Genomic DNA, 20,776 nt, shown 5'->3' on the forward strand with positions numbered 1-20,776 from the left:
TGGCCCACCCGCAGCGGGTGGGCCACGCGTAGAATCGCGCCACGACCGCTGGGGAGTGCTCGATGATCGCCATCTCGATTGCCTGGTTCCTGCTTGGCCTGCTGCTGCTGGCGCTGGGCGGGGATTCCATCGTCAAGGCCGTGTCCGGCCTCGCCCAGCGCTTCGGCGCCAGCGCTTTCACTGCGGGCCTGCTGCTGCTCGGCGTCGCCACCTCGCTGCCGGAACTGGCGGTCAATGCACGCGCGCTGGCCCTTGGCCAACCGGAACTGGCCCTGGGCAACGCCATCGGCAGCAGCATCGCCAATCTCGGCCTGACCCTGGCCGTGGCTGCCATCGCCGCGCCGCTGCTGCTGCGCGCTCGCCTGCAGGGCGTGCTGTGGTGGTCGCTGCTGGCCGCCGGCCTGCTGCTGATCGTGTTCGGCCTGGATGGTCGCCTGCAGCGCTGGGAAGCCGGCGTGCTGGTGGCGGGCTTCGTGCTGGTGCAGATCGTGCTGCTGCGTCGCGGGCGCTTGGAAGCGCCGGATGTGCAGGCGGTCATCGCCGAATCCGCGCTGAGTCGCACCAGCCTGCCGCTGAACGTGCTGCGCGTGCTGATCGCCGCGCTGACGCTCTACTGGGGCGCGCGCCTGGTGGTGGGCGCGGCGGCGGATCTCGGCGCGGCGCTGGGCTGGACGCCGCTGCTGGTGGGCCTGCTGCCGGTGGCCATCGGCACCACGCTGCCGGAAGTGGCCGCGGCCATCGCAGCCGCGCGGCGTGGCCACGGCGACATGGTGCTGGGCCATGTGCTGGGCTCCAGCGTGGTCAACCTGCTGCTGGTGATCGGTGCGATGGGCCTGCTGCAGCCGCTGGCGCTGCCGGCCTCGTTCGTGCGGCTGGAACTGCCGACGCTGCTGGCCTTCGCCCTGGTGCTGTACCCGATGCTGCGCGGTGACCTGAAGATCAGCCGTGGCGAAGGCGGGATCCTGCTCGGCGCATTCGTCGCGTGGCTGGGCCTGGAGATCGCCCTGGTCCTGTAGATCCACGCCATGCGTGGATGACGGGCCGTGCCGACCAACGGTCGGCACCTACCGTCAGCTTGCGGGGGTTTCCTCTTCCCGCGCCGGTTCCGGCGGCGGCAGCTGCTCTTCCTTCGCGCGCTCGTTGCCCGGCAGGCTGGGGCGGGTTTCCATCAGCAGCGACAGCGCGGCCTTGGCCATCATGTGCGCGCTGATCGGCGCGGTGATGAACAGGAACACGGTGATCAGCAGCTCGCGCGGCTGCGGGTCCTGGCCCAGGAAGATGTGGTAGCAGACCGAGCACGCCAGCACGCAGCCCACGCCCAGCGTGCTGGCCTTGGTCGGCGCGTGCAGACGCTTGAAGAACGTCGACAGCTTCACCAGCCCCAGTGCACCGACCAGGATGAAGAAGCAGCCGAACAGCAGCAGCACCGACAGGGCGATCTGGATGAAGGTGATCATTCGACGATGTCCCGGCGCAGCACGAACTTGCTCAGCACCACCGTGCTGCCGAAGCCGAGCATGGCAATGACCAGCGCTGCCTCGAAGTAGATCGCCGAGTTGAGGTACATGCCGAACAGCATCAGCTCGGCGATGGCGGTCACCGACAGCGTGTCCAGCGCGAGGATGCGGTCGGGCACGGTGGGGCCGCGCAGCAGGCGCCAGGTGCCCAGCAGCATGGCCAGGCCGACCACGTGCATGCACACCACCAGGGTGGTCTGGATGATCTGGAATCCAGTCATGGGAAGATCTCCATCAGCGGGGCTTCGTAACGTCGCTTGATCGTGTCGATCAGTTCCTGCGGGTCTTCCAGGTGCAGCACGTGCACCAGCAGGTACTTGCGGTCATCGCTCAGCGCGGCCGACACGGTGCCCGGGGTCAGGGTAATCATGCTGGTCAGCGCGGCGATGCCGTGGATGTTGGCGATATCCAGCGGCAGCCAGATGAAACCGGGGTGGATGTTGCGCTCCGGGCCGAGCACCTGGATCGCCACGCGGATGTTGGACATCAGGATGTCCCACAGGGTGACGACCAGCAGCTTGGGCACCGGCCGCAGCGTGCCGATGCGGGCGAACTCGCGGTCCAGGCGCGCGGCGAACAGCGGCACCACCACGCCCAGCACCAGGCCCAGCACGATCTGGCCGAGGGTGAAGCTGTCGGACATCAGCAGCCAGAACGCCACCACCATCATGCTCAGGGCGGGCGAGGGGAACACGCGGCGGCGGAAGGAACGCTTGGCGGTCATGGCTGGCGGATCTCCGGCGTGGTCGCGCGCAACTGCTGCACGTAGTCACCCGGCTGCAGCAGCTGGGCGGCGATGGCGTCGGTGTGGCGCATCAGCGGCGCGGCGGCCACGGCCATGCCGACGCCGTAGGCCAGCAGCAGGCACGCGGCATACAGCTCGATGCGGCGCAGCGGTGCCTTGCGCGGCGGCGGCGCGTCCGGGTCGGGCGTCGGCACGCGCCAGAACAGGCGGATGCCGCCGCGGGTCAGGCCCATGATGACCAGCAGGCTGCTGACCAGCACCGCCGTCCACACCGCGCCGGTGTACTGCGCCGGCATGCCGGCCAGCAGCGCGGCCTTGGCCAGGAAGCCGGACAGCGGCGGCAGGCCGGCCACCGACACCGCGCCGATCAGGAACAGCACGGCCGGCGTTTCCTTGCCCGGCATCGGTGCCACCACTTCCTTGCGGTCGCTGGCACCGCCACGGCGGCGGCGGATCAGGTCGGCGATGAGGAACAGGGCCGCCGCCACGAAGCTGCTGTGCGGCAGGTAGTAGAGGCCGGCCGACAGCACCTTCGGCGTGCCCACCGCGAAGGCGATGAACAGCGTCGCCGCCGAGACGACGACCAGATAGGAGATCAGCACACGCAGGCGGGCCGCGGCCAGCGCGCCGAGGCCGCCCAGCACCAGGGTGGCCACGCCGGCCCACAGCAGCCAGTCGCGGCCGTAGCCGGCCAGCGCGCCTGCGTCCTCGCCGAACCACAGCATCTGCACGCGCAGCACCGCGTACAGGCCGACCTTGGTCATGATCGCGAACAGCGCCGCCACCGCCGCCGGCGCACGCGCGTAGGATTCGGGCAGCCACAGGTACAGCGGCATCAGCGCGGCCTTGGCGCAGAACACCAGCAGCAACAGGCCGATGGTCGCCTTCACCAGCGTCAGCTGCGAGGCCGGTACTTCGGCGATGCGCTGCGACAGCTCGGCCATGTTCAGCGAGCCCAGCGAGGCATACAGCAGTCCCAGCGCGATCAGGAACAGGGTCGAGGCGGTGACGTTGAACACCACGTAGTGCAGGCCGATGCGCATGCGCAGGCCACGGCCGCCGCTCAGCAGCAGGCCGTAGGAGGCGATCAGCATCACCTCGAAGAACACGAACAGGTTGAAGATGTCGCCGGTCAGGAACGCACCGTTCAGGCCCACCAGCTGGAACTGGAACAGTGCGTGGAAGTGCGGTGCGCGCCGGTCCCAGCCCGAGCACGCATGCATCAGGCAGGGGATGGCCAGCAACAACGTGGTCAGCAGCATCCACGCCGACAGGCGGTCGGCCACCAGCGCGATGCCCAGCCGCGAGGGCCAGTCACCCAGCAGGTAGACGTTGATGTCGCCGCCGGCGGTCTGCGCGAACAGCAGGCCCACCACCACGGCCAGCGCCGCCATCGCGGTCCAGGCCACGCTGCGCTGCACCTTCGGGCCATAGCGGCGGTGTTCGACGAACAGGGACAGCGCGGCGCCGAGCAGCGGAACCAGGATCGGCAGGATCACCAGATGATTCATGCCTGGTCCTCGCCCTGACGCGGCGGTGCGTCCTCATCCGGCTCGTGCGCATCCACGTGGTCGCTGTGGTTGTCGCTGCGGCTGCGCATCGCCAGCACGATGGTCACCGCGGTCATCGCAAAGGCGATGACGATGGCGGTCAGCACCAGCGCCTGCGGCAGCGGATCGGTGTAGTTGCCCAGGTTGCTGTCCACGCCTTCCTTCAGCACCGGCGCCTTGCCCAGCACCACGCGGCCACCGGCGAAGATCAGCAGGTTGGTGGCGTAGGACAGGAAGGTCATGCCGAGGATCACATCGAAGCTGCGCGCGCGCAGCAGCAGGTAGACGCCGATGGCGGTCAGCACGCCGATCGCGGTGGCCAGGGCCAGTTCCATCAGTGCATCTCCCCGGTGCGGGCCGAACGGCGTTGCAGGTCGATCTCGCCGCGGCGCGCGGTGCGCGTGCGCGACGGCTTGACCGTGCCCATCATCGACAGCATCAGCATGGCGCCGCCGAACACCACCAGGTATACGCCGATGTCGAACCCGATCGCGCTGGCCAGCGGTACCTCACCGATCAGCGGCAGGTGCAGGTCGAGGTGGCCGCTGGTCAGGAACGGTACGCCGAACAGCATCGAGGCGCTGCCGCTGAGCAGGGCGATCAGCAGGCCCATGCCGATGCAGCGGATGTAGTCGAAGCCGAAGCGCGATTCGACCGACGCGGTGCCCTGGATCACGTACTGGATCAGCAGCGGCACCGCCAGCACCAGGCCGGCGATGAAGCCGCCGCCGGGCGCGTTGTGGCCGCGCAGGAACAGGAAGATCGACACCGTCAGGGTGAGCGGGAACATGATCTGGGCCAGATCGGCCGGCACCGGCAGCTTGATCGGCGGGCCCGGCATGATCTGTTCCGGCGCCATGCGCGTGCGCCGCAGCAGGGCATGCACCACCAGCGCGGCGATGCCGAACACGGTGATCTCGCCGAAGGTATCGAAGCCGCGGAAGTCGACCAGGATCACGTTGACCACGTTCTGCCCATAGGCCTCGGGCAGGGCGCGGGCGAGCATCTCGCCGGCCATGGTGTTCGGCGGCAGGGTCATCGCGCTGTAGGCCAGCGCGCCGAGGCCGGCGCCGGCGATGATCGCGATGACCGCATCGCGCTGCTTGCGCCAGCGCGGCCGCTCCGGCCCGGACTGGGCGGGCAGGTAGTTCATGCCCAGCAGCATCAGCACCAGGGTCACCATCTCCACCAGCAGCTGGGTCAGGGCCAGGTCCGGGGCGGACAGGAATACGAAGGTCAGCGAGACCATCAGGCCGACGCCACCGACCAGCAGCACGGCCAGCAGGCGCTGCTTGTAGACGCGCAGGGTGGCCACAGCGCAGGCCATCATCACCAGCCACAGCGCCCAGCCCAGCAGCGGCATCGACTGCGGCCTGGTCCAGTTGGGCGAGGCCGGGTTGGCGATGTAGGGCGCGGCGGCCACAGTGATGGCCACCAGCACCAGGCCCAGCAGCATGCGCTGCAGGCTGCCGTTGGCGATGCCGTTGGTCAGGCGCATGGCCAGCGCGGACACCGTGTCCAGCTGGGCGTGGAAGACGTTGCGGCCGGTGGCGGTGTTCTGCACGCCGTGCAGGTTGATCAGCCTGCGCAGGCCGAAGTACAGGGCCACGCCGCCGACCACGCCGATCGCGCTCATCGCCAGCGGCAGGTTGAAGCCGTGCCAGACCGACAGGCTGTACTCGGGCATGGCGTTGCCGAGGATGGAGCCGGCCGCGGCATGCAGCACCGGGGCCACGGTCAGCGCCGGGGCGATGCCCACCGCCACGCAGATCACCACCAGGATCTCCACCGGCACCTTCATCCAGCGCGGCGGCTCGTGCGGCACGCGGTCCAGGTCGTGCGGGCCGGGGCCGAAGAAGGTGTCGTGCACGAAGCGCAGGCTGTAGGCCACGCCGAACACGCCGGCCAGCAGCGCGGCGATCGACACCGCCGTGCGCATGGTGCCCGGGCCGCCGGCGGTCAGCGCCTCGGCAAACAGCATTTCCTTGGACAGGAAGCCGTTGAGCAGCGGGATGCCGGCCATCGCCAGCGAGGCGATGATCGCCAGCGCGCTGGTGAAGGGCATCAGCCTGCGCAGGCCACCCAGCTTGCGCATATCACGGGTGCCGGTCTCGTGGTCGATGATGCCGGCGGCCATGAACAGCGAGGCCTTGAACGTGGCGTGGTTGAGGATGTGGAACACGCCGGCGACCACCGCCATCGGCGTGGACAGGCCGAACAGCAGGGTGATCAGGCCCAGGTGGGAAATGGTCGAATAGGCCAGCAGGCCCTTCAGGTCGTGCTGGAAGATCGCGTTCCAGGCGCCGATCAGCAGGGTCAGCGCGCCGATGCCGCTGACCGTATAGAAGAACAGGTCGGTGCCGGCCAGCGCCGGGTGCAGGCGCGCCAGCAGGAACACGCCGGCCTTCACCATGGTGGCCGAATGCAGGTAGGCCGACACCGGGGTGGGCGCGGCCATCGCGTGCGGCAGCCAGAAGTGGAACGGGAACTGCGCGCTCTTGGTGAAGATGCCGGCCAGCACCAGGAACAGGGCATAGGGGTAGAGCGCGCTGGCGCGGATCTGGTCGCCGGCGGCCAGCACCACGTCCAGGTCGAAGCTGCCGACGATGCGGCCGATCAGCAGCACGCCACCGAGCAGGGCCAGGCCACCACCGCCGGTAATCACCAGCGCCATCCGCGCGCCCTCGCGGGCATCCTTGCGGTGCGACCAGAAGCCGATCAGCAGGAACGAGCTGATGCTGGTCATTTCCCAGAACACCATCAGCAGCAGCAGGTTGCCGGAGATCACCATGCCCAGCATGGCGCCCATGAACAGCAGCAGGTAGCAGTAGAAGCGGTGCGCGTTGTCCTGGCTGCTGAGGTAGTAGCGCGCGTACAGCACCACCAGCGCGCCGATGCCCAGCACCATGCCGGCGAACATCCAGGCCAGGCCATCCAGGCGCAGGGCGAAGTCCAGCCCTGTCTGCGGCAGCCAAGGCATCACGCTGCGGACCACCTGCCCATCCATGATGGCCGGGGTCAGCCAGCCGAGGATGGCCAATCCACCCAACGGCGCCAGCGCCGCCAGCCAGGCGGCTGTCGAGCGGGAACTACGGGGGAAGGCCGCAACAGCCACTGCCATCAGGAACGGCAGGGCCAGCAGCAGGGGCAGGCTGGGGAGCATGCAGGGAATCCATGATTCACGAGCAGGTCATTGAGTCTAACAGTCAGCCAAATGTCGCCGAAACCCATGTAACGGCCACAAACGGCATGTAACGTGCGCTATTCATCTTTTTTGCGGTGCGGCATGCCCATTCCAGGGCCTTGCGGCGTGTGGTCGCCGGCTTTGTCGGATCGGCTCCCTACGCCCGCGAATGGCGGCCTGCGCCCCCGCGTGGCAACGGCTGGGGCGTTCACGGCCGACGCGCAGGCGCAGGTATGCCGCACGCGCAACGCAGGCTGGCAGGTCGTTCGTGCAGCAGGGGTGACGGGCCGTGCCCGTTCAGGAAACGACGGGCGATGACGCTCAGAGGAGGGTCAGTAGCGCCAGTCGAGCTTGCGGTAGGCCTTGGCCATCACCCAGGCCGGGCCGATCAGCAGGTAGGTCAGGTCGGTCAGGAAGCTGGGCTTGCGGCCTTCGAACTTGTGGCCGATGAACTGCGCCACCCAGGCCACCACGAACACGCCCACCGCCAGCCAGCGCAGGTCGTGCAGGCCGATTTCGGCCTCCAGCAGCCGGCACAGGCAGCCGAACACGAAGAACTGGATGAGCATGCCGATGCCCAGCGGGCGCGACAGCTTGTTGTAGAAGCACCAGGCGCTGAACATCGCAAAGGCCGACCAGATGCCGTACTGGAACCAGGTGATCAGCGGCGGCACGCACCACAGCAGGGCCACCACCGACCACAGGATCGCCGGCACCGCCACCACGTGGATGCGCTGGTTGATGACGTTGCGGTGGTCGTCTGAATAGCTGGCGAAGTAGCGGTCGATCGGCCGCGCAAGCTGGGTGGTGGTCTGCATGCTGCCAGCATACTCCGGCCGGGCCGGACGGTGCGGGGGCGTCCGCAGGGTAGGGTCGACCGTTGGTCGACCATCGCGCGCAGCGCGGGGTTCAGCGGATCCGGGCGAATGGGTCGTCCCAAGCAGAACGCCCCCGACCTTCCGGCCGGGGGCGCTGGGGCAATCAGTCGACGCTGATCCCGGCCAGGCGCTGCAGCGCCTCGGCGTACTTGGCGCGGGTGCGCTCGATGATTTCCGCCGGGATGTTCGGGCCCGGGGCGGTCTTGCCCCAGTCCAGCGTCTCCAGGTAGTCACGCACGAACTGCTTGTCGTAGCTCGGCGGGCTGGTGCCCACCTCGTACTCGTCGGCCGGCCAGTAACGCGAGGAATCCGGCGTCAGCATCTCGTCCATGATGTACAGGCGGCCATCGGCATCGGTACCGAACTCGAACTTGGTATCGGCCAGGATGATGCCGCGCTCGCGGGCGTAGTCCGCCGCGAACTTGTAGATGCGCAGGGTGGCATCACGCACGCGCTCGGCCAGGTCCGCGCCCACCTGCTTGACCATCGCGTCGAAATCGATGTTCTCGTCATGGTCGCCGACGGCGGCCTTGGTGGACGGGGTGAAGATCGGCTCGGGCAGCTGCTCGGCCTGGCGCAGGCCGTCGGGCAGGTCGATGCCGCTGACCTTGCCGGTGCGCTGGTAGTCCTTCCAGCCGCTGCCGATCAGGTAGCCGCGGGCGATCGCTTCCACCGGCACCGGCTTCAGCTTGCGGGTGACCACCGCGCGCTTGGCGTACAGGGCCGGGTCCACGCCCTCGGGCAGCACGCTGGCCACGTCGATGCCGGTCAGGTGGTTGGGCATCAGGTGGGCGGTCTTGGCGAACCAGAAGTTGGACACCTGGCAGAGCATCTCGCCCTTGCCCGGGATCGGGTCGGGCAGGACCACGTCGAACGCCGACAGGCGATCGGTGGCCACCATGAGCAGGTAGTCGCCCGGCGGGGTCCCTGCAGGCAGCCGCTCGCGCGGGATATCGAACACATCACGCACCTTGCCGCGATGGCGCAAGGGCAGGCCGGGGAGATCGGATTGCAACAGCGTGGTTGGCACGGGCACTCCTGGGGCGTTGTCGATACGGCTGCCCAACGGACCCGGCGGGCCCGCTGACCAGCGGGCGGCCTAGTGTAAAGCGGTCCGGGCCCGCTGTGACGTAAAATGAGCATCCATTTCGCCGGTCGACCCTGGGGCGCCATGCGCTGGTACGGAAAACTGCTCGGTTTCATCGCCGGGGCCCTGCTGTTCCGGCCCAATCCGCTGTTCGGGGCGGTCATCGGCCTGCTGCTCGGCCATGCCTTCGACTCGGACTGGTTCCGCCTGAACAAGGAAAACCCGTACCGGGAGCTGGGGCTGACCTCCGAGGCCACCGATGCCGAGGTCGAGCGGGCCTACCGCAAGCTCATTTCCCAGTACCACCCCGACAAGCTCGGCGGCGCGGCCCCCGAGCTGCAGCAGCAGGCCGAGCAGAAGTCGCGGCGGATCAACGCCGCCTACGACCGCATCAAGACGCTGCGCAAGCGCTGACCCCTTTCCCTCGTCTCCAAGGCCCCGGCCATGTCCAACTGCCTCATCGCCCCGTCCATCCTGTCCGCCGATTTCGCCCGCCTGGGCGAGGAAGTGGACAACGTCCTGGCCGCCGGTGCGGACTGGGTCCACTTCGACGTGATGGACAACCATTACGTGCCCAACCTGACCATCGGCCCGATGGTCTGCCAGGCCCTGCGCAAGCACGGCGTCACCGCGCCGATCGACGTGCACCTGATGGTCGAGCCGGTGGACCGCATCATCCCGGACTTCGCCGAGGCCGGTGCCACCTACATCAGCTTCCACCCGGAGGCCAGCCGCCACCCGCACCGCACGATCCAGCTGATCCGCTCGCTGGGCTGCAAGCCGGGCCTGGTGCTGAACCCGGCCACCCCGGTGGACATCCTGGACTGGGTGCTGGATGACCTGGACCTGGTGCTGCTGATGTCGGTGAACCCGGGCTTCGGCGGCCAGGCCTTCATTCCCTCGGCGCTGGACAAGCTGCGCGTGGTCCGCCAGAAGATCGATGCCAGCGGCAAGGACATCCGCCTGGAGATCGACGGTGGCGTGAAGGCCGACAACATCGGCGCGATCGCCGCCGCCGGCGCCGACACCTTCGTGGCCGGCTCGGCCATCTTCAACGCCAAGACCAGCTACCAGGACGTGATCGCGCAGATGCGCGCGAACGTCGCCGCCGCCCGCTGACAAAATGGGGACGGAGGGGATTAAGCTCGATTGATCCCCTCCGTCCCCTTTTGCGCACATGGCACTGTTGAACATCCGCCCGGCCACCGTGGCCGACGCTGGGCTGATCCTGCATTTCATCCGCGAGCTGGCCATCTACGAGAAGGCCGAGCATTCGGTGCAGACCGATGAGATCGGCATTGCCGAGAGCCTGTTCGGCGCCGATGCCACCGCCCGCGCGCTGATCTGCGAAGCCGACGGCGAGGCCATCGGCTATGCGGTGTATTTCTACAACTACTCGACCTGGCTGGGCCGCAAGGGCATCTACCTGGAAGACCTGTACGTCAGCCAGGAAAAGCGCGGCGGCGGCGCCGGCAAGGCGCTGCTGAAGTACATCGCGCGCCAGGCCGTGGCCGAGGGCTGCGGTCGCTTCGAATGGTCGGTGCTGGACTGGAACACCCCGGCCATCGAGTTCTACACCGCCGCCGGCGCCAAGCCGCAGGACGAGTGGACCGTGTACCGGCTGCAGGGCCAGGCGCTGCACGATTTCGCCAACGGCTGAAGCAAAAAAAAGACCGCGCCAAACCCTGGCGCGGCCCTGCTGCATTCGTGGGAGGCTGATCCTGCCTCCATCCGTCTTCCCTGCTATGGCCTCCCATTCTCCGGGTGCGCGATGACAGCTGGATGACACCGCATTGAGTAGAGCCACGCCACGCGTGGATGCTTTTCGCGCTGCCTTTCACCGGCCGCGAACGCGCGGTTGATAGCCTGTGCCACCCCCACTGGAAGCACCTGCATGACCACCCCGCGCTGGCGCCTGATACTCAACGGCAAATCCGCTGGCAATGACGACCTGCGCAATGCGGTTGGCCACTGGCGCGGGCAGGGCGTGCAGCTGGAAGTGCGGGTGACCTGGGAAGAGGGCGACGCCGAGCGCTACGTGGCCGAAGCCATCGACCATGGCGTGGACGTGATCGTGGCGGCGGGCGGCGATGGCACGCTCAGTGCGGTGGCAGAGACCCTGGCCCATCGCGAAGAACCGGCCGACACGCTACCGTCGCTGGCACTGGTGCCGATGGGCACGGCGAACGATTTCGCCACGTCGGCCGGCATTCCCAATGATCCTGATGATGCGTTCGCGCTGATCGCGCAGGCGCCGGCCCGTCCCATCGATCTGCTGCGCGTCGACGCCGATGGCAAGCGCTGGTGGTGCGCCAACCTCGCCAGCGGCGGCTTCGGTACCCAGGTGACCGTGGAAACCGATGCGGGCCTGAAGAAAATGCTGGGCGGGCTGGCCTATGTCATCACCGGCATCGCCAAGCTGGGCCGCATCGAGCCGATCTCCGCGCGCCTGACCGGCCCGGATTTCGAGTGGGAAGACGGCTTCATCGCCCTGGGTATCGGCAATGGCCGCCAGGCTGGCGGTGGCCAACATTTGTGCCCGCAGGCGCTGATCGATGACGGCCTGCTGGACGTCACCGTGGTGCCCGAACTGGACGGCGAGGTCGCCGCAACCCTGGGCCAGATGCTGACCGGTGGCAAGGACGCGGCACTCGAGCGCGTGGCGACCCGTGCGCAGCTGCCGTGGCTGCAGATCGACGCGCCTCAGGCACTGACGTTGAACCTGGATGGCGAGCCGGTGCAGGCACAGCGCTTCCGCATCGATTGCGTGGCCGGCCGGGTGCGCATGCACCTGCCGGCCGGGTGCGAACTGCTCCGCTAGGCCGGGCAGTTACTTCAACAGGCGGTCGAGCAGGCGTCCAGCTGCTTCCTCGACCTGCGGGCCGCCCAGCGCGCCCCCGCTCATTGCTGATCCGCTGGCCATGGCCGGCTGGTTCCTGAAAGCGACGGGGAACGTCTGCAGCTGGCTCCTGCGGCCGCCGCCATCGCCCCGGTACTGGCCGAAACTCGCGTTGATATCGAAGCGGTCACCGGTCGGCTGGCCGTTGCGAAGCTGCCTGGAGACGATGAAACTGACGGTTCCGGTCCTGCCTGGCTGCAGGATGTAGCTGGGCACGCTGCTGTTGTTGCCCGCAATCGGAATGCCCTTGATGGTGCTCGGGCCTTCGCCGGACCACGGGGCGTACTGGTTGCCGTTGCTGTCGGTGACGCCGATGGAGCCGAGGATGTAGTTGAGGTTCATCGGCTGCGGCGACACGTTGCGCAGTGTCATGGTGACCGTAATGACCGCCCTCGCCCCGCTGGTGTCACGACCGACCCGGATTGAATCGAGGACGGCCTCGATGTCGCCGATGCGCTCGGTCGATCCGTTGCCAGGGTGTGGCGGGGCAGTGGGCGGGCAGCGCTGCGAGAGCGCCTCCAGCTGCGCACGCAATGCTGTATTTTCGCGGCGCAGCGCGTCGCTGGTTTCGGCGTGTGCAAACGCCGGGGCGCCGAGCGCTGCCGCCAGAAGCAGGATGTGTTTCATCAGGGACCTCCAGGGATGGATGGGTCAGTGCGTGGACAAGACAGCGCCGAACAGGCCGAGAACGACCAGGTTCACCAGCAGCCAGACCAGGCCGGCAACCACCGCGCTGGCCAGGCTCAGCAGTGCATTCTTCAAGCCGTCCGGATTGCCCTTCGAATGGGCATACATGAAGCAGATGAAGGCGCCCAGGACGAAGAACATCACACCGAAGATGCCGATCACCGGCACCAGGGCGCAGGCCCAGCCGATCCAGCGGAGCGTGCGCGCCGTGCGCATTGCGCCATCCGTGGACCGACGCGCGGCCTCATCGCGGACGCGGCGTTCGTTCAGGGCCTGCTGCACCTCGTTTTCAGGAACAGGGTTCATGCTGTGGGACTCGTAGGAGGAGGAAGGGGTCAGCCGCCGGCAGCGCGCAGGGCGCAGGCGCCGGGGTCGTTCACGCAGTCGCCATCGTCAGCGGGCTCCGCGGCCGGCAGGGCAACGCGGGTGTCGGGCGCGTAGCTGGCCACCACCTTGCCGCTGCGGTCCAGGAGCTCCACCCGTGTCACCACGGCATTCACCTCATGGCGGTTGAGGTCCACGGACTGCGCGAAGAAGTAGGTGCGCACCCGGGGCTGGGTGTTCCAGTGGCTGCGCAGTCCCTCGATCGCACGCGCGGCGCCTTCATCGGCCACCGGTGCCAGCGCAACCTGCACGGCGTTGGTCAGTGTGTAGTTGTAGGCGGGGAGGTCGTGGAAGTAGTGGAAGCGGTTCCCGCTGTAGACGCCGACCGGGAAGCCCTTGCGCTCGAAGTCGTACGGCTTCAGGTCGGCATCGCCCTCGACCCGGTAATAGGGCGAGCGTGCGGCTGCGGCGATGGACTGCTGCAGCTGCGGCTGCAGCGCCGTCATCAGGTCCTTGCGGCGGAAGGTATCGGCGGTGTTGCGGTACTCCTGCGAGGCCGCAGTGGCGATCTGCTCGAAGTCCGGCGGCAGCGGTGACAGCGCGGTGTAAAGAAACATCAGCTGCTGGCCGCTATCCAATGGGTTGTACTCGGCCAGGGGCTTGCCCGGGTCGGGCTGGGGCAGGGCCACGGGTGCATCCTTCGCGTCGGCCGGCGCCGTGCTGGTCGCCGCCTCCGCAGACGAGGGCGCGCCCGCTGCCGGGCTATTCTGCTTGTCGCCACAGGCGGCCAGCAGCAAGGTGGCCGCAATGGCGGTGCAGAGCGTTGGGAGGGAGGGGCGAGGCATGGCTTCCTTGGCATGTGATCGGGTGACGGCAAATCTGCGCAAGACAGCGCAGTGATGCAGGTCATGGATATGACTTGACGAACGAGCAGGGAGATGCTTGTGAAAGATGGATTGATGGAAGAGCTGTACGCCGGGGTCACTTCGCCGGAGCGCATGCAGGCATTCGTTGAACGACTCGGGCGCGCGGTGGGCTGCCACTCCGGCAGCGTCACGCTGCGCAATGTTGACGCCGGCAGGCACACCGCACTCGTCGCTGCCGGTTCGATGGCCGATCCGCGCACGGTGGAGCGCTTCAACGAGGACACGCTCTACTCGGTGGACAATCTGTGGTTCAACCGCGCCGCCCCGACGATGCGGGCCGGCACCGTGATGGTCAGTGACCGCCTGGCTTCGCTGGAGGAGATGCGCACGACCCGCTACTACCTGGATTTCCTGCGCCAGATCGACACCCTGCGGTCGGTGGCCTTGTGTGCATCGCGCAAGCCGGACCGGGTGACCATGCTCACCTTCGTCGGTACCGAAGCACGAGGCGATTTCAGTGCCGAGGAGATCGCATTGTGCGAGGCGCTCGCACCGCACTTCGTCAATGCCTTTGAACTTCGACAGGCGCTGCAGGATGCCTGGCGGCAGGCGGGTACCCTGGCGCTGTTGCTGCTTGATGAAGACCTGCGCGTGCTCTCGGTCAACGCCGGCGGCGAACACCTGTTGCTGGCCAGCATCCTGCGGGTGCGGCGCAAGGCTGCCGTCGAGCCGGTACACCCCGCGTCACGGGCGCGCTGGAATGCGATGCTGAAGCGATTGGCGCTGCGTGGCAGTCCTGCGTGTGAGCCAGGCGGGGACATCGTCGCCCTGCACGGTACCGATGGTCTTCTGGCCGGGTTCGCCACGCTGCGTCCCTATGGCCTGTACTCACCCGGCACGGGCACGGCGCGCTTTGTCATGACGGTCAACACCCTGATGCGGCGCTCTTCCAGCGGTCTGGTGCACAGCCTGCGCGAACTGTTCGGGCTGACCCCGGCAGAATCGGCGCTGGCGGCGGCGCTGCATCAGTGTGGCGACCTGGCGGCCGCCGCAGCCGCCTGCGGCATCGGCGTGGGCAGTGCACGCACCCGATTGCAGAGCATCTTCGAAAAAACCTGCCTGCACCGTCAGCTGGACCTGGTCCGGATGCTGGATACCCTCAGCGGGATGCTCGCCGCAGAGCCAGCCCGGCAGAGCCGCTGAATGCCGGAGGGTGTTAAAGCAGGGGAATATCTTCTTCCCTGCTCGGGAACCTGAAGGCCTCGCGCTTCCTGCGGATGTGTTCGGGCATTGGCGGGCGAGGGATGTTGCGGTCAGCCAGCCACTGCTGACACTTCTTCTGCCAGGGCAGGTTGGCGGGCGTGGTGATCTCCCAGTAGATGTCCTCGACCATCTTCTGTCGACCGGGTTGGCTTGACCCTTTCGGCCTTGCAATCGCGGGATCAGCACCATGTTCCAGCAGCCAGTATGCGTAGTCGAAACCGCCTCGCGTGGTGTACCAGCTCAATACCGTGTCATCGCCCAGGTCCAGACTTGATTCATTGATGTTGGCCCCGTTCTCAATCAGTACCTGGATGTTCTTCCACTGATTCCCGCTGAGGAATGCCTGAAGGAGTAGCGTCTCGTTTGCCGAGTTTCGTGTATTTGGATCTCCGCCGTGCTTCAGGAGCAGCTCCAGGAAGCGAGGGTCGTCCATCTTTGCCGCGTAGACCATCGCATTGTTGTAACCAAGCCTGCGTCCATCCACGGTCTTGTATGCGCGTGCATTCGGATCTGCGCCGTTTTCCAAGAGGGCGCGCAACCCATCGAGATTCTTCGCCCGGAGTGGCCAGGCAACAAGAGGAATTCCGGCGTCGCGCGCGAACGCCTTGTCGGGATCGACGCCTTCGTCCTTGACCAGGCGGCGAATTGCGTCGGCATCACCATTCTCGGTGGCGATGGCGAGCTCAAGACTCTTGCCGTCGAAGTAGTTTTCGGCGCCGTGGCTCGATGAGGCCGCGCATCCGCTTGCCATGAGCAGCGCAGCACACATTGATACGAAGAAGATCTTCTTCATACTTTCAAAAACATGAATGGGCATGTCAACTCCGCAAGCGCCGCTTGATGCGTGACATTAGCAAACGGATCTGATAATCGATAACTGTCGGGTTGTTTCTGCCCACGGTGTGAACGGAGTGTGTCATGACGGATCACGACATCGAGGCGCGTGTACGCGCAGTCCAGAAGGAGCGCGAACTCGTAGACCAACTGCGAGCAAGTGGCAACGACAAGCAGGCCGACCGTCTGCAGGAGACGTACCACGCGCGGGAAATGTCCGGGCTTGCCTCCGACGTGTACCAGTCAGCCCGGCATTCCGGTGAGCCACCGGCGGGATGGACCCGTGCAAGCACTGATCCGGCTGCATTGCGCGCAGCGGGGATCGATCTTACGGACGACGCCATCCGGGAGATGCTGCAGCCGCCTGAGTCGGGTTTCCGCGCCGAGATCTACATCCCCGACAAGCGCGTCTTCGGTGATGATGCGAAACCTGTCGTGGTCTATAAGGGATCCATGGGTGAGATTCTTGACCCGCTGGCGCCCAACGGAATACGCGAATCCGGTGGTGAGGATTTCCTCAACAACGGCCAGCAGGGCATCGGCATGCGCAGCGATTACTACGATCGCGCCATGCGTCTTGCCTCGATCGTCAATCAGGAACGCCCCGGCGGATTCGAAATAGCCGGCCACTCTCTCGGTGGCGGCATGGCCTCCGCAGCTTCCGCCGTCACCGGCGCACGCGCCACCACCTTCAATGCCGCTGGCCTGCATCCGGCAACCCCGTCGCGCTACGCCAAGGACAACGGCCTGCCGACCTTCGATACGCAACAGACGGTGCACACCTACCAGACCACCGGTGAAGTGCTGAACGATGTGCAGAACGGCATGCACCGGCTCAGCGAGCAGCAGCGCCGCGGCTACGGCTTGCTGGCGAACGAGCTGGGCATGGTGCTGAAGGACCCGGTCATGCAGAAGGTCGTCGGCGAGCAGCTGCGCGAGATGCTGCCGCCGGGCGCGCAGACCTCTGCAGCACAGTTCATCGAACAGCTCGCGACGCAACCGGGTCAGCAGGCGCTGCGCGATATTCCGCTTGCGGCAGGGCGCCTCGAGCTGCTGCTCGAGGCCAAGACGCGCGATGCGCAGGGCGTGCTGGTTGACCGTCCGCATACCGCGGCACCCAGCCAGGTGGCGGAGCTCGCCGGCCCGATATCCACCGTGCTGCATTCCACAGCCGCCGGCATGCACATCGGCCGTCGGGCGGGTGAGCAGGTCGAGAAGGCAGGCGCCGCCGTAGCCCATGTACTGGACAGAACCGGCGATGGCGTCGAGCACGTGCTGAAAACCGAAGGCATGGCCATCGGTCAGGTGGTGAACATGGGCTCGGTCAATCTGCAGGTGAGCACGCGCGCGGCCAGCACGGTTATCGCTTCGGGGCGCGAACTGACCGGCAGCATCGAAGCCACCGCACACCGGGTGCACTCGCAGGCCGGTGCCGGTGGCCTGTCGGCACTGTCGTGGGTGGCTGGCCACATCGGCATGGACAAGGTGGCCGACAAGCTGACCCGGCAGGCCGAGGCCGTTCGCGACCAGGGTGAGCAACATGCGCAGCACGCGAAAACACAGGCCCATGCCGACGCCGCGGGCGTCCGCGCGACGGGCGAGCGCGTGGCCGCCGCCATCAACCACGATGGGCAATGGGTGGCGGGCAAGCTGCAGAACGGGTTTGCCACTGCGGGCGCGCACGTGGATCGCGGCTATGACTTCATGGCGTCCCACGTGAAAGGCATTACGGCCACGGCGCCGGTCACGCTGGCCACCGTGGGCGGTGCAACCGCGGGCATCGGGACAGCGGCCGCGACGCACCTGCCCAGCGGCAATTTGCCGCAGGACGTCGTAAGACTGCACAACCTGGATCAGTCCGCACGCGTGGTTCGCGGCATCGGGGCGGCTTTCAGCGAGGCGACGGCCCGCCATGGCATGGACCCGACCGTCATTCCCAGCCTGGACGCCGCGCTGATCAAGCAGGAAGCCGCCGCGCGCACGCTGATCGAGCAGCAGCCGAGCATCGCGCCTGGCGCTGATGGCCGGCAGGCCGGCCGCACCACGGAGCCCGGGAAACCGGCAATCGGCATCGATCATCCTGCCCACGCCGGCAACCCCCTGTTCCTCGGCGCCCAAGCCGGCGTCCATGCCCTGGACCGCGCCCACAACCGGGTGCCCGACCTGCAGAGCGACCAGCTGGCCGGCGCGCTGGCGGCCCAGGCCAAGCGTGAAGGGCTGGAGACCATCTCCCACGTGGTCCTCAGTGACGACCGCGCACGCGCCTTTGCCGTCGATACCGTCGACCTCAACGCCCCGCAGCGCCGCCATGCCCATGTCGAGGTGGCCCAGGGCATGGCCCAGCCGCTGGCCGTGAGCACCGCCCAGGTCGACGCCCTCAACGCCGGCCGCGCCGCCGCCCTGGACGCCGGGTTGGCCCAGCAGCAGGTGCAGGAGTCGCAGGAGCAGGCGCGACGCATGGGGTAGCGAGGGCGGGGTTTCCCTCCCGGCGAAGCTGCGTTACAGTCATTGGGTGTCCAGCCTGACGACCCCGCATACCCTTTCTTCCGCACGCCGTTGGTGGCGATGGTGGCCCGTTGCCGTCGTCCGCCCCCATAACGCTGTGTCCCGGAAGGAAAGTCGTCTTGAATTCGCTCGCTCAGTTTCAGCAGCAGGCCGCTGAAGGCCACACCCATATCCCCGTCGTCCGTGAAGTGCTGTCCGACCTGGACACGCCGCTTTCGGTCTATCTGAAGCTCGCCGACGGCCCCAATACCTACCTGTTTGAATCCGTCGAAGGCGGCGAGCGCTTTGGTCGTTACTCGATCATCGGCCTGCCGGCACGTCGCGTGTACGCCTTCCACGGCCACACCCTGACCGTGCGTGAAGACGGCCAGGTGGTGGAAACCCGCGAAGTGGCCGATCCCTTCGCCGAGGTCGAGGCGCTGCGCAGCGCCCACTCGGTGCCGAAGCTGGACGGCCTGCCAGGCTTCACCGGTGGCCTGGTCGGCTGGTTCGGCTTCGAGTGCATCGGCTACATCGAACCGCGCCTGGCTCCGCCGGCCGGCCGCGACGAGCTGGGCACGCCGGACATCCTGCTGCTGGATTCCAACGAACTGGCGGTGTTCGACAACCTCAAGGGTCGCCTGTACCTGATCGTGCATGCCGACCCGCGGGTCGAGGGTGCGTTCGACCAGGCCCAGGCCCGCCTGGATGCCCTGACCGCCAAGCTGCGTGCGCCGGGTGCGGGCTATCCCGCGCCGCTGACCAGCGACGTGCTGGACGAATCCGATTTCATCTCCGGCTTCACCCGCGAAGGTTTCGTCGATGCGGTCCAGCGCAGCAAGGAATACATCCGCGCCGGCGACATCTTCCAGGTGGTGCTGAGCCAGCGCCTGAGCGTGCCGTTCAAGGCGCGCCCGGTGGATGTGTACCGCGCGCTGCGTGCACTGAACCCGTCGCCGTACATGTATTTCCTCGATGTCGGCGACCTGCAGGTGGTCGGTTCGTCGCCGGAAATCCTGGTGCGCCTGCAGGATGGTGAAGTGACCGTGCGTCCGATCGCCGGCACCCGCCCGCGTGGCGCTACGCCGGAGCTTGACCAGGCGCTGGAAGCCGAGCTGCTGGCCGACCCCAAGGAACGCGCCGAGCACCTGATGCTGATCGACCTCGGCCGCAACGATGCCGGCCGCGTGTCCAAGGCCGGCACCGTGGAAGTGGGCGAGCAGTTCGTGATCGAGCGCTACAGCCACGTCATGCACATCGTCAGCGAAGTGACCGGGCAGCTGCAACCGGGCCTGAGCTACGCCGACGTCCTGCGCGCCACGTTCCCGGCCGGTACGGTCAGCGGTGCGCCGAAGATCCGCGCGCTGGAAGTGATCCGCGAGCTGGAGCCGATCAAGCGGAATGTCTACGCCGGCAGCATCGGCTACATCGGCTGGCACGGCGATGCCGATACCGCCATCGCCATCCGCACCGCCGTCATCAAGGATGGCCGCCTGTACGTGCAGGCCGGCGCCGGCATCGTCTACGACTCGGACCCGGACAAGGAATGGGACGAGACGATGAACAAGGGCCGCGCGCTGTTCCGTGCCGTTGCCCAGGCCGCCAAGGGCCTGTAAGCCTTCCCGTGCCGTGGCCCGCGCCGCGGCACCTTCCGCTGTTCCCGTTCAAGACAAGGAGTACCGCATGAAGCTGCTGAGCGCATTGCTGTGGTCGTCGCTGCTGGCCACGATGGCCCCGTCTGCATGGGCGCAGGCCAACACCCTTCCCTCGCAGCCGCATCTGCTGGTGAAGGGGCAGGGCACCCGCACGGTGATGCCGGACCGCTTCTCGGTCGATCTGCTGGTGAAGTCCACCGACGCCCAGGTCGAGAGTGCCCGCGCCCGCGTCCAGAACAACGTGCAAGCCGTGCTGGCTGCATTCAAGGGAAATCATGCGGTGTCCGGCAGCGTACGGGCCGACAACCTGGCGATCCGGCCGGAGCACCGCTATGCGGGTGGCAAGCAGGAGTACGTGGGGACCCAGGTCAGCCGCCAGGTGAAGGGCAGTTTTGCCAGTACGGCGGACCTGCAGGGCTTCCTGCGCGCTGTCAATGCGAGCGATGAACTGCAGATCAGTGGCATGCGGCCTGGCTATGCGGACGAACGCGCCCTGCGCGCACAGTTGAAGGGCGAAGCTGCCGCGCAGACGCGGGAGTCCGCGCGCAATCTGGCGAGCGCCTACGGCACGCGCATCACCGGTCTTTACAGCATCTCCGACGTCGCGCCGAACTTCGCCTACGGCGTGCAGGCAGGCAGCTGGCCCGACGGTGATGCCTCGGTCGTGGCGCCTGCCCCGCCGTCCCCGCAGGCACCCGTGGAGGGCGTCCCTGCACCACGGTCCATCGAGTCGGTCGAAGCCGGCCCCATCACCTACACCGAAAACGTGTACGCCATTTTCCTGATAAGCGACGGAACCTGAC

General features: G+C 67.3%; 21 protein-coding genes. 9 read left to right on the forward strand and 12 right to left on the reverse strand.

Features of this window, described 5'->3' with window-relative positions; all coding sequences use genetic code 11:
* Window positions 1-62 precede the first annotated feature (62 nt).
* Window positions 63-1,016, forward strand: coding sequence for a sodium:calcium antiporter (locus ACVOK1_RS05595; RefSeq protein WP_481561381.1), 954 nt, complete (start codon window positions 63-65; stop codon window positions 1,014-1,016).
* 54 nt (window positions 1,017-1,070) lie between these two features.
* Here the strand turns inward: ACVOK1_RS05595 and ACVOK1_RS05600 are convergent, their stop codons facing one another.
* From ACVOK1_RS05600 to ACVOK1_RS05635, 8 genes are all read right to left on the reverse strand, one after another.
* On the reverse strand, window positions 1,071-1,457 hold the full coding sequence (locus ACVOK1_RS05600; protein ID WP_108770258.1) for a Na+/H+ antiporter subunit G: 387 nt from the start codon (window positions 1,455-1,457) through the stop codon (window positions 1,071-1,073).
* The gene (locus tag ACVOK1_RS05605; protein ID WP_079223917.1) at window positions 1,454-1,738 is read right to left on the reverse strand and encodes a K+/H+ antiporter subunit F; all 285 of its coding nucleotides are present in this window, start codon (window positions 1,736-1,738) and stop codon (window positions 1,454-1,456) included. The genes ACVOK1_RS05600 and ACVOK1_RS05605 overlap by 4 nt, the downstream gene beginning before the upstream one ends.
* A complete protein-coding gene (locus tag ACVOK1_RS05610) occupies window positions 1,735-2,241 on the reverse strand; it encodes a Na+/H+ antiporter subunit E (RefSeq protein ID WP_200732477.1) in 507 nt (168 codons plus the stop codon). The genes ACVOK1_RS05605 and ACVOK1_RS05610 overlap by 4 nt, the downstream gene beginning before the upstream one ends.
* Window positions 2,238-3,773, reverse strand: a complete 1,536-nt coding sequence (locus ACVOK1_RS05615) for a monovalent cation/H+ antiporter subunit D (protein WP_200752368.1) — start codon at window positions 3,771-3,773, stop codon at window positions 2,238-2,240. The genes ACVOK1_RS05610 and ACVOK1_RS05615 overlap by 4 nt, the downstream gene beginning before the upstream one ends.
* Window positions 3,770-4,147, reverse strand: coding sequence for a Na+/H+ antiporter subunit C (locus tag ACVOK1_RS05620; RefSeq protein WP_200752369.1), 378 nt, complete (start codon window positions 4,145-4,147; stop codon window positions 3,770-3,772). Before ACVOK1_RS05620 ends, ACVOK1_RS05615 begins: the two co-directional genes overlap by 4 nt.
* The gene (locus ACVOK1_RS05625) at window positions 4,147-6,975 is read right to left on the reverse strand and encodes a monovalent cation/H+ antiporter subunit A (protein WP_481561382.1); all 2,829 of its coding nucleotides are present in this window, start codon (window positions 6,973-6,975) and stop codon (window positions 4,147-4,149) included. Before ACVOK1_RS05625 ends, ACVOK1_RS05620 begins: the two co-directional genes overlap by 1 nt.
* A gap of 353 nt (window positions 6,976-7,328) precedes the next feature.
* Window positions 7,329-7,814 (reverse strand): Mpo1 family 2-hydroxy fatty acid dioxygenase, encoded by a 486-nt coding sequence (locus ACVOK1_RS05630; protein WP_481561383.1) that lies wholly within the window; start codon window positions 7,812-7,814, stop codon window positions 7,329-7,331.
* 163 nt (window positions 7,815-7,977) lie between these two features.
* The gene (locus tag ACVOK1_RS05635) at window positions 7,978-8,904 is read right to left on the reverse strand and encodes a phosphoribosylaminoimidazolesuccinocarboxamide synthase (protein WP_049448436.1); all 927 of its coding nucleotides are present in this window, start codon (window positions 8,902-8,904) and stop codon (window positions 7,978-7,980) included.
* 141 nt (window positions 8,905-9,045) lie between these two features.
* On the opposite strand from ACVOK1_RS05635, the gene ACVOK1_RS05640 reads away from it, so the two are divergent.
* The 4 genes from ACVOK1_RS05640 (at window position 9,046) to yegS (ending at window position 11,782) form a co-directional block, all read left to right on the forward strand.
* Window positions 9,046-9,375 (forward strand): J domain-containing protein, encoded by a 330-nt coding sequence (locus ACVOK1_RS05640; protein WP_079223907.1) that lies wholly within the window; start codon window positions 9,046-9,048, stop codon window positions 9,373-9,375.
* A gap of 30 nt (window positions 9,376-9,405) precedes the next feature.
* Window positions 9,406-10,080, forward strand: a complete 675-nt coding sequence (rpe, locus tag ACVOK1_RS05645) for a ribulose-phosphate 3-epimerase (protein WP_164073792.1) — start codon at window positions 9,406-9,408, stop codon at window positions 10,078-10,080.
* Between the two features lie 58 nt (window positions 10,081-10,138).
* Window positions 10,139-10,621, forward strand: coding sequence for a GNAT family N-acetyltransferase (locus ACVOK1_RS05650; RefSeq protein ID WP_409460572.1), 483 nt, complete (start codon window positions 10,139-10,141; stop codon window positions 10,619-10,621).
* Between the two features lie 234 nt (window positions 10,622-10,855).
* Window positions 10,856-11,782 carry a lipid kinase YegS gene (gene yegS / locus ACVOK1_RS05655; RefSeq protein WP_481561385.1) on the forward strand — a complete coding sequence of 309 codons (927 nt, stop codon included), beginning with the start codon at window positions 10,856-10,858 and terminating at the stop codon, window positions 11,780-11,782.
* A gap of 9 nt (window positions 11,783-11,791) precedes the next feature.
* Here yegS and ACVOK1_RS05660 read toward each other — a convergent pair whose 3' ends face one another.
* The 3 genes from ACVOK1_RS05660 to ACVOK1_RS05670 are packed head-to-tail and all read right to left on the reverse strand — an operon-like array spanning window position 11,792 to window position 13,560.
* The gene (locus ACVOK1_RS05660) at window positions 11,792-12,487 is read right to left on the reverse strand and encodes a hypothetical protein (protein ID WP_481561386.1); all 696 of its coding nucleotides are present in this window, start codon (window positions 12,485-12,487) and stop codon (window positions 11,792-11,794) included.
* Window positions 12,488-12,511: 24 nt separating this feature from the next.
* Complete coding sequence (locus tag ACVOK1_RS05665; protein WP_481561387.1) at window positions 12,512-12,853, reverse strand: hypothetical protein; 342 nt, start codon at window positions 12,851-12,853, stop codon at window positions 12,512-12,514.
* A 29-nt stretch (window positions 12,854-12,882) separates the two neighbouring features.
* On the reverse strand, window positions 12,883-13,560 hold the full coding sequence (locus tag ACVOK1_RS05670) for a hypothetical protein (protein WP_481561388.1): 678 nt from the start codon (window positions 13,558-13,560) through the stop codon (window positions 12,883-12,885).
* A gap of 249 nt (window positions 13,561-13,809) precedes the next feature.
* Here ACVOK1_RS05670 and ACVOK1_RS05675 point away from each other — a divergent pair, with 249 nt between their 5' ends.
* The gene (locus ACVOK1_RS05675; RefSeq protein ID WP_481561389.1) at window positions 13,810-14,940 is read left to right on the forward strand and encodes a helix-turn-helix transcriptional regulator; all 1,131 of its coding nucleotides are present in this window, start codon (window positions 13,810-13,812) and stop codon (window positions 14,938-14,940) included.
* Window positions 14,941-14,953: 13 nt separating this feature from the next.
* Here the strand turns inward: ACVOK1_RS05675 and ACVOK1_RS05680 are convergent, their stop codons facing one another.
* Window positions 14,954-15,793, reverse strand: a complete 840-nt coding sequence (locus ACVOK1_RS05680; protein WP_481561390.1) for an ankyrin repeat domain-containing protein — start codon at window positions 15,791-15,793, stop codon at window positions 14,954-14,956.
* A gap of 125 nt (window positions 15,794-15,918) precedes the next feature.
* On the opposite strand from ACVOK1_RS05680, the gene ACVOK1_RS05685 reads away from it, so the two are divergent.
* The 3 genes from ACVOK1_RS05685 to ACVOK1_RS05695 all read left to right on the forward strand — a co-directional run bounded on the left by ACVOK1_RS05685 (window position 15,919) and on the right by ACVOK1_RS05695 (window position 20,775).
* Window positions 15,919-18,300, forward strand: coding sequence for a Tle-like phospholipase domain-containing protein (locus ACVOK1_RS05685; RefSeq protein ID WP_481561391.1), 2,382 nt, complete (start codon window positions 15,919-15,921; stop codon window positions 18,298-18,300).
* Window positions 18,301-18,458: 158 nt separating this feature from the next.
* Window positions 18,459-19,934 carry an anthranilate synthase component I gene (trpE, locus tag ACVOK1_RS05690; RefSeq protein ID WP_079223899.1) on the forward strand — a complete coding sequence of 492 codons (1,476 nt, stop codon included), beginning with the start codon at window positions 18,459-18,461 and terminating at the stop codon, window positions 19,932-19,934.
* 67 nt (window positions 19,935-20,001) lie between these two features.
* Window positions 20,002-20,775 (forward strand): SIMPL domain-containing protein, encoded by a 774-nt coding sequence (locus ACVOK1_RS05695; RefSeq protein ID WP_406234295.1) that lies wholly within the window; start codon window positions 20,002-20,004, stop codon window positions 20,773-20,775.
* Window position 20,776: the final 1 nt, after the last annotated feature.

The organism is Stenotrophomonas sp. STEN087, assembly GCF_056759115.1.

What these genes read in the sequence shown, in the direction of transcription:
- ACVOK1_RS05680 (WP_481561390.1), bottom strand. Translation starts at nt 15,793, where the DNA reads ATGAAGAAGATCTTCTTCGTATCAATGTGTGCTGCGCTGCTCATGGCA.
- ACVOK1_RS05600 (WP_108770258.1), bottom strand. Translation starts at nt 1,457, where the DNA reads ATGATCACCTTCATCCAGATCGCCCTGTCGGTGCTGCTGCTGTTCGGC.
- ACVOK1_RS05625 (WP_481561382.1), bottom strand. Translation starts at nt 6,975, where the DNA reads ATGCTCCCCAGCCTGCCCCTGCTGCTGGCCCTGCCGTTCCTGATGGCA.
- ACVOK1_RS05665 (WP_481561387.1), bottom strand. Translation starts at nt 12,853, where the DNA reads ATGAACCCTGTTCCTGAAAACGAGGTGCAGCAGGCCCTGAACGAACGC.
- ACVOK1_RS05695 (WP_406234295.1), top strand. Translation starts at nt 20,002, where the DNA reads ATGAAGCTGCTGAGCGCATTGCTGTGGTCGTCGCTGCTGGCCACGATG.
- ACVOK1_RS05610 (WP_200732477.1), bottom strand. Translation starts at nt 2,241, where the DNA reads ATGACCGCCAAGCGTTCCTTCCGCCGCCGCGTGTTCCCCTCGCCCGCC.
- ACVOK1_RS05595 (WP_481561381.1), top strand. Translation starts at nt 63, where the DNA reads ATGATCGCCATCTCGATTGCCTGGTTCCTGCTTGGCCTGCTGCTGCTG.
- rpe (WP_164073792.1), top strand. Translation starts at nt 9,406, where the DNA reads ATGTCCAACTGCCTCATCGCCCCGTCCATCCTGTCCGCCGATTTCGCC.
- ACVOK1_RS05605 (WP_079223917.1), bottom strand. Translation starts at nt 1,738, where the DNA reads ATGACTGGATTCCAGATCATCCAGACCACCCTGGTGGTGTGCATGCAC.
- ACVOK1_RS05685 (WP_481561391.1), top strand. Translation starts at nt 15,919, where the DNA reads ATGACGGATCACGACATCGAGGCGCGTGTACGCGCAGTCCAGAAGGAG.
- ACVOK1_RS05620 (WP_200752369.1), bottom strand. Translation starts at nt 4,147, where the DNA reads ATGGAACTGGCCCTGGCCACCGCGATCGGCGTGCTGACCGCCATCGGC.
- yegS (WP_481561385.1), top strand. Translation starts at nt 10,856, where the DNA reads ATGACCACCCCGCGCTGGCGCCTGATACTCAACGGCAAATCCGCTGGC.
- ACVOK1_RS05650 (WP_409460572.1), top strand. Translation starts at nt 10,139, where the DNA reads ATGGCACTGTTGAACATCCGCCCGGCCACCGTGGCCGACGCTGGGCTG.
- ACVOK1_RS05675 (WP_481561389.1), top strand. Translation starts at nt 13,810, where the DNA reads ATGCTTGTGAAAGATGGATTGATGGAAGAGCTGTACGCCGGGGTCACT.
- ACVOK1_RS05615 (WP_200752368.1), bottom strand. Translation starts at nt 3,773, where the DNA reads ATGAATCATCTGGTGATCCTGCCGATCCTGGTTCCGCTGCTCGGCGCC.
- ACVOK1_RS05630 (WP_481561383.1), bottom strand. Translation starts at nt 7,814, where the DNA reads ATGCAGACCACCACCCAGCTTGCGCGGCCGATCGACCGCTACTTCGCC.
- ACVOK1_RS05660 (WP_481561386.1), bottom strand. Translation starts at nt 12,487, where the DNA reads ATGAAACACATCCTGCTTCTGGCGGCAGCGCTCGGCGCCCCGGCGTTT.
- ACVOK1_RS05640 (WP_079223907.1), top strand. Translation starts at nt 9,046, where the DNA reads ATGCGCTGGTACGGAAAACTGCTCGGTTTCATCGCCGGGGCCCTGCTG.